Source organism: Streptosporangium sp. NPDC006013, from assembly GCF_040614275.1.
Lineage (GTDB): Bacteria > Actinomycetota > Actinomycetes > Streptosporangiales > Streptosporangiaceae > Streptosporangium.
The window spans coordinates 1-6,687 of the sequence record NZ_JBEXUE010000521.1; the positions used below are offsets into that span (position 1 = coordinate 1).

Sequence of the window (6,687 nt, forward strand, 5' to 3'; positions counted from 1 at the left end):
GTTCTCCGCTCGAACGGCCTCCCTGTTTCACGTGAAACAGGGAGGCCGTTCTCATGTTCCCGACGCCCCTCCTTGGCCGTCGTACGCCACCGCGACGGTCGAGTGAAACCCTCGGGTTCAATACGCCTTGCCGCACGCGCACGCGAGGCCTCAGGGCCGTACGGCTGCCAAGTGTTCCGCCCCTGACGCCGGCGCGCCGGGGTTGGCCGGTGCGGCCCCCTGCCGCCGCGACGGAGACGGCGCCGTTCCACGTGAAACATCGAGTGCCGATCGACGGGGACGGGCAGGGGTGCCGTACCGGAACGCCGAGATTCACATTCGGGGATGGCGGGCTCGCGTGGACGGCTGTTTCACGTGAAACAGCCGTCACTCAGGAGCCGGCCGCCCCCTGGACGGCGAGCCGGATGTCGGTGACGAAGGCGTCGACGTGTTCGGTGGTGGTGTCAAAGGAGGTCACCCAGCGGACCACGTTCTCGGCCGCGTCCCAGACATGGAAGAGATAGCGCTGCTGCAACTCCGCGATGACCTTCTCCGGGAGGGCGGGAAAGACCGCGTTGGACTGCACCGGGTAACGCAGGGAGACGCCGGGGAGGTCGGCGACGCCCTCGGCCAGGCGGTGGGCCATGGCGTTCGCGTGGGCGGCGTTCTCGCGCCAGAGGTCATCGGTGAGGAGCGCGGTCAGCTGGGCGGAGACGAAGCGCATCTTGGAAGCGAGCTGCATTCCCTGCTTGCGTAGGAACGGCGTCGGGGCGTCCAGTTCGGGGCGGAGGACCACGAGCGCCTCGGCGCCCATGGCGCCGTTCTTGGTGCCACCGAAGCTGAGCAGGTCCACGCCCGCGTCCGTGGTGAGGGAGCGGAGCGAGCAGTCGAGTTCGGCCGCCGCGTTGGCCAGCCGGGCGCCGTCCATGTGCAGGAAGAGGCCGTGCGCGTGCGCGAACTCCGCGAGCTCGACGACTTCGTCGGCGGTGTAGCAGGTGCCACACTCGGTCACCTGGGAGATGGAGATGACCCTGGGCTGGGAGTGGTGCGCATCCCCCAGCACGGACAGCCGGCCCCGGATGTCGTCCACGGAGATTTTGCCGTCATCGGTGGGGATGGTGACCAGCTTGACACCGAGCACGCGTTCGGCCGCGCCGCACTCGTTGGTGTTGATGTGGGCGGTGACCGGGCAGAGCACCGCGTCGTACGGCCGCAGCGCGAGTCCCAGCCCCACGACGTTGGCTCCGGTGCCGTTGAACATCGGGTAGACGGTCGCCTGGGGACCGAACTCGGCGCCGAAGGCGTCTTCCATCGCGGCGGTCCAGACGTCCTCGCCGTAAGCGGGGGCGTCTCCGGTGTTCGCTTCGAGGACGGCGGTGAGCACCGCGGGGTGCACGCCCGCGTGGTTGTCACTGGCGAAGCTCTTGGGAAATGGGGTGGAGGTCAGCACACGGCCAGCGTAGGGGGACGGTTCGCTCACCGGTACGGCCCCCTGGTCCGCTCCGGCCGGCTTCCCGTCGGCCCGGGGGCTCTCGGCGGCCCTCCACCGAACCGCCGCGCTCACCCGTTCGGGCCCTTACCGGCCCGTGATCGGCTGATGATCGGACCGCCGGTGTTCCCCCAGGGCCGCGCTCCAGGCTCCCCGCCCGGCCCCTGTCGCGCGCTTCGACCATTCCCAGGGGAGCGAGCGGAGGTCAGGCGCCGCGGGCGGCGGCCTGTTCGAGGAGGATCCGGCAGAGGGTGCCGAGGTCGTCGCCGGCGGCCTCCACGGCCATGGGGAGGAGGGACGTCTCGGTCATGCCGGGGGCGACGTTGACTTCGAGGAAGTGCGGCAGGCCGTCCGCGTCGACGATCAGGTCGGTGCGGGAGATGTCCCGGAGGCCGAGGGCGGTGTGCGCGGTCACGGCCATCTCGGCGCAGGCCGCGGAGACCTCGGGCGAGAGGCGGGCAGGGGCGAAGAACTCGGTGTGCCCGGCGGTGTAGCGGGCCGCGTAGTCGTACACGCCCTCGTCGGGGACGATCTCCACGGGAGGCAGGGCCACCGGCCCGTTCCCGAGGTCGACCACGGAGACGGCGACCTCGACGCCGTCGACGCAGCGTTCGATCAGCGCGGTGTCGCCGTAGGCGAAGCAGCCGACCATGGCGGCGGGAAGTTCCTCCGCGCTGCGGACTATCGACGCACCGAGCGCGGAGCCGCCGCGGGACGGCTTGACGAACAGGGGCAGGCCGAGGCGCTCCACGATGCGGGCCAGCACCGCGGAGGCGCCGAGGTCGTGAAAGGTCTCCTTGGGCAGCGTCACCGATTCGGGGGTGCGCAGACCGAAGGAGCGGACGACGGTCTTGGCGGTGGGCTTGTCGTAGGCGACCCGGCAGGCGTCGGGGCCGGCACCGACGTACGGGACGGAGAGGAGTTCGAGCACCGTGCGGATGGCGCCGTCCTCGCCCGCCCCGCCGTGAAGGGTGACGAAGACCGCGTCCGGCGGGTCCGCGAGCACGGAGGGAACCAGCGACGCGTCGGTGTCGCGGGTCTCCACGGAGATGCCGGCCCCTCGCAGCACCTCACTCACCCGTCGCCCCGAACGCAGTGAGACCTCCCGCTCGTAGGAGAGTCCGCCCGCCAGGACGAGCACATGGCCCAGGTCACTCATCCGACATACCTCTCGTCAAGGCCCGCTCCGAGCCTGTTCTGTCGCTCTCGTCGCGCATGGCCCGGCCTTCCCGGCGGACCGGATCTATCGCCGCGCACCGGCACAGGAAGTCACCGTACGGTACCGGGTGGGAGGAGATCATGCCGGTAGGTGTCCCGTCGTCACGGGACACCTACCGTGCGGCATGGTTACGCGAGATCGGGGCCCGGAGTGTCGACCCCGACGCGGTCCGGAGACGAGCCGGTTCCGAACGTGTCGCGGACCCGGAGCTCCTGCTCGATCACCCCGGCCAGGCGGCGGACGCCCTCGCGGATGCGGTCGGGCTCCGGATAGCAGTAGGAGAGCCGCATGTTCCGCGCGCCGCTGCCGTCGGCGAAGAAACCGGTGCCCGGTACGAAGGCCACCCGTTCGGCGACCGCGCGGGGCAGCAGGGCCTTGGAGTCGAGCCCCTCGGGGAGGGTGGCCCAGACGAAGAACCCGCCCGCGGGGCGGGTCCAGGTGACGCCGGCGGGCATCAGGGCCTCCAGCGAGGCGAGCATGGTGTCGCGGCGCTCGCGGTAGAGCTCTCTGAACGACTTGATCTGCTCGCGCCAGGGCTGGGTGGCGAGATACTGGCCGACGGCCAGCTGGGTGAAGGAGGAGTGCGAAAGGACCGCGGACTCCATCGCCAGCACCAGCTTCTCGCGGATGGCGTGCGGGGCGAGCGCCCAGCCGACCCGGAAGCCGGGGGCCAGGGTCTTGGAGAACGAGCCGAGATAGACCACGCCTTCGGCGTTGTCGGCGCGGAGCGTCCGCATGGGCTCGCCGTCGAAGCCGAGCATGCCGTACGGGTTGTCCTCGACGATCAGCACGTCGGCCCGCTGGCAGATCTCCAGGACCTGCTGCCTGCGCACGGCGTTGAGCGTCACCCCGGCGGGGTTCTGGAACGTGGGGATCGTGTAGAGGAACTTGATCCGATTGCCCGCGCTCTTCAGCGCGTAGATGGTCTGGGCCAGCGACTCGGGGACGATTCCCTCGCTGTCCATCGCGACGTGGATGACATTGGCCTGGTAGGCGGAGAACGTGCCCAGGGCTCCGACGTAGGAAGGCCCCTCGGCGAGCACGACGTCACCCGGGTCGATGAAGATCCGGGTGATCAGGTCGAGGGCCTGCTGGGAGCCGACGGTCACGACGACGTCGTCGGCGTTGGCCTCGATGCCCTCCGGCCGCATGACGTCGCAGATCTGCTCGCGCAGGTGCGGGTCGCCCTGACCGGAGCCGTACTGGAGCGCGACGGTACCGCGCTTGGCGACCAGGTCGGCGACCAGCTCCCCCACCACGTCCAGGGGCAGGGCGGTGACGTACGGCATTCCGCCGGCGAGCGAGACCACCTCGGGCCTCGACGCGACGGAGAAAAGAGCTCGAATCTCGGAGGCGACCATCCCGGTTGCTCGTGCCGCGTACCGGTCGACGTAGGCGTCGATACGCGATCCCTGGGTCGGAGCGATGGCCTGACCGTGATCTTTATCCTGGGGCACGGTCCACCTCCTAAATTGTGTGGCGCACAAAGCGCTCATATTAGAGAAACCAGGTTACGTCAGAGGTCGTGGTCATCTGCGTGTGGGGATGGGACCTCCTGAAACCAAGACCCGCACTGAGCTACGATGCCAGCTGGAGACGCCGTTTTCGCGCGTTTTTCGCCATGGCTTGCACTCGTCTCGCCAGGATTGGGGCCAACAGGTGTCGCGTCGGCTGGCAAACGTCACCCTCGACAATCTCGACGACCTGCCGCGCCGCTGCCGCCGGTGCGTCTTCTGGGAGCTCGATCCCGTCAACGCGGATCGGGCGGTGAAGGCCGGTGATCCGGGGCTGGAGAAGGAGGCCTGGATCTCCTCCACGCTGCTGGAGTGGGGAAGCTGCGGCAAGATCGTCTACGTGGACGGGGTGGCGGCCGGTTTCGTGCTCTACGCGCCGCCGCACTACGTGCCGCGCTCGGTGGCCTTCCCGACCTCGCCGGTCAGCGCGGACGCGGTGCTGCTGATGACCGCGCACATCATCCCCGAGTTCTCCGGGGGCGGCCTGGGCCGGATGCTGGTCCAGGGCGTGGCCAAGGACCTGACCCGGCGCGGGGTGCGGGCGATCGAGGCGTTCGGCGACCTGAAGTGGGAGCAGCCGGGCGCGTGCCTGATGCCCGCCGACTACCTGCTCTCCGTGGGTTTCAAGACGGTCCGTCCGCACCTGCGCTTCCCCCGCCTCCGCCTGGAGCTCAAGAACGCCGTCTCGTGGCGTGAGGACGTCGAGGTGGCACTGGAGAGGCTCCTTGGGAGCATGAGTCCGGAGAGGGCCCTGCGGCCCGTCTGAGACCCCCTGGAGCCCGTACGGCGCCACCTTGGAGTCCGCGCGTTCCTTCATGCCCACGATCTGGCAGCCGAGACCCGGTACGCCCGGCGCATGTGAAAGCCCCCCGCGGTGAGGCGGGGGGCTTTCTGTGGGTGGGTGTGCCGCTCGGAAGCGGGTGATACGGCGGGCGCCGTGGGGGGCGGCCGGCCGCAGGGGGCCTAGATGATGCCCTCGAGCTCGCGAAGCAGCATGGCCTTCGGCTTGGCACCGATGATCTGCTTCACAACCTCTCCGTTCTTATAGACGTTCAGGGTGGGAATCTGGAGTACGCCGTAATTTGTGGCCGTTGCCGGATTCTCATCGACATTCAGCTTGACGATGGTGAGCTTCTCGGCCTGCTCGCCGGCGATCTCCTCCAGGATCGGCGCCACCTGCCGGCACGGACCGCACCACTCGGCCCAGAAGTCGACGATCACAGGCTTGTCGCTCTTGAGGACGTCGGCCTCGAAGCTGGCGTCGGTCACGTGCTTGATGGTCCCCAATGTCCTACTCTCCCTCTGTCCTGATGGGTGGCTTATACCTGATGTCCGTCTGTCTCGCGGGCCGGCGTCACTCGCCGGCGTGCTCGGCCAGCCAGCGCTCGGAGTCGAGCGAGGCGGCGCATCCGGTGCCCGCGGCGGTGATCGCCTGCCGGTAGGTGTGGTCGACGACGTCGCCGGCGGCGAAGACGCCGTCGAGGTTGGTGCGGGTCGAGGGGGCGTCGACCTTGATGTAGCCCTCGTCGTCGAGCTCCACCTGGCCCTTGACGAGCTCGGTGCGGGGGTCGTGCCCGATCGCGATGAACAGGCCGGTGGCCGCCAGCTCGGACTCCTCGCCGGTCTTGAGGTTGCGCAGGCGCACCCCGCTCACCTTGTTCTCGCCCAGCACGTCGACGACCTCGCTGTCCCAGACGAAGCGGATCTTCTCGTTCGCGAACGCGCGGTCCTGCATGATCTTGCTGGCGCGCAGCTCGTCGCGGCGGTGCACGACGGTCACCGAGGAGGCGAACCGGGTGAGGAAGATGGCCTCCTCCATGGCGGTGTCGCCGCCGCCCACGACCACGATGTCCTGGCCGCGGAAGAAGAAGCCGTCACAGGTGGCGCACCAGGACACGCCGTGGCCGGACAGGCGCTTCTCGTTGGGCACGCCCAGCTCGCGGTAGCCGGAACCGGTGGCCAGGATGACGGACCTGGCGTAGAAGGTGTCGGTGGCGGTCTTGACGACCTTGGGGCTGGCGGCCAGGTCGACCTCCACGACGTCGTCGGCGACCAGCTCGGCGCCGAACCGCTCGGCCTGCTTGCGCAGCCCGTCCATCAGGTCGGGGCCCATGATGCCGTCGGGAAAGCCCGGGAAGTTCTCAACCTCGGTGGTGTTCATCAGGGCGCCACCGGCGGTGACGGATCCCTCGAAGACCAGTGGGTTGAGGTCGGCACGCGCGGAGTACACAGCGGATGTGTAACCGGCGGGACCCGATCCGATGATGATCACATTCCGGACGTCCATCAGTGCTCGTGCCTCTCCCTCTGTCGATGCCACCGGCGTCAACAGATCCTAGGCGCAGCTGATTCCCGCCCGGTGCACCGACGGATCCGCAGGTGGAAGAACGGGAAGGCCCGGCCCGGAAGAAAACGTGCCCGGCCGTCCCCGGAATGGGGAGAGATAGGTATATGGTGGGGTTTGGGAAGAGTGTTGTTGTGATGAT

The 6,687-nt window shown here is 69.0% G+C and carries 6 protein-coding genes; 1 reads left to right on the forward strand and 5 read right to left on the reverse strand.

Annotated features, from left to right (window positions below):
• Positions 1–370 precede the first annotated feature (370 nt).
• The 3 genes from ABZ260_RS43655 to ABZ260_RS43665 form a co-directional block, all read right to left on the reverse strand.
• On the reverse strand, positions 371–1,429 hold the full coding sequence (locus ABZ260_RS43655) for a beta-eliminating lyase-related protein (protein ID WP_355629730.1): 1,059 nt from the start codon (positions 1,427–1,429) through the stop codon (positions 371–373).
• 244 nt (positions 1,430–1,673) lie between these two features.
• On the reverse strand, positions 1,674–2,627 hold the full coding sequence (locus tag ABZ260_RS43660) for a D-alanine--D-alanine ligase (protein WP_350913709.1): 954 nt from the start codon (positions 2,625–2,627) through the stop codon (positions 1,674–1,676).
• Between the two features lie 188 nt (positions 2,628–2,815).
• Complete coding sequence (locus tag ABZ260_RS43665; RefSeq protein ID WP_355629732.1) at positions 2,816–4,048, reverse strand: PLP-dependent aminotransferase family protein; 1,233 nt, start codon at positions 4,046–4,048, stop codon at positions 2,816–2,818.
• 298 nt (positions 4,049–4,346) lie between these two features.
• On the opposite strand from ABZ260_RS43665, the gene ABZ260_RS43670 reads away from it, so the two are divergent.
• Complete coding sequence (locus tag ABZ260_RS43670) at positions 4,347–4,967, forward strand: GNAT family N-acetyltransferase (protein WP_326646217.1); 621 nt, start codon at positions 4,347–4,349, stop codon at positions 4,965–4,967.
• Positions 4,968–5,164: 197 nt separating this feature from the next.
• Here ABZ260_RS43670 and trxA read toward each other — a convergent pair whose 3' ends face one another.
• Together trxA and trxB are read right to left on the reverse strand one after the other, a co-directional pair.
• Positions 5,165–5,488 (reverse strand): thioredoxin, encoded by a 324-nt coding sequence (gene trxA / locus ABZ260_RS43675; RefSeq protein ID WP_350913707.1) that lies wholly within the window; start codon positions 5,486–5,488, stop codon positions 5,165–5,167.
• A gap of 67 nt (positions 5,489–5,555) precedes the next feature.
• Complete coding sequence (trxB, locus tag ABZ260_RS43680; protein WP_355629735.1) at positions 5,556–6,491, reverse strand: thioredoxin-disulfide reductase; 936 nt, start codon at positions 6,489–6,491, stop codon at positions 5,556–5,558.
• Between the last annotated feature and the right edge of the window lie 196 nt (positions 6,492–6,687).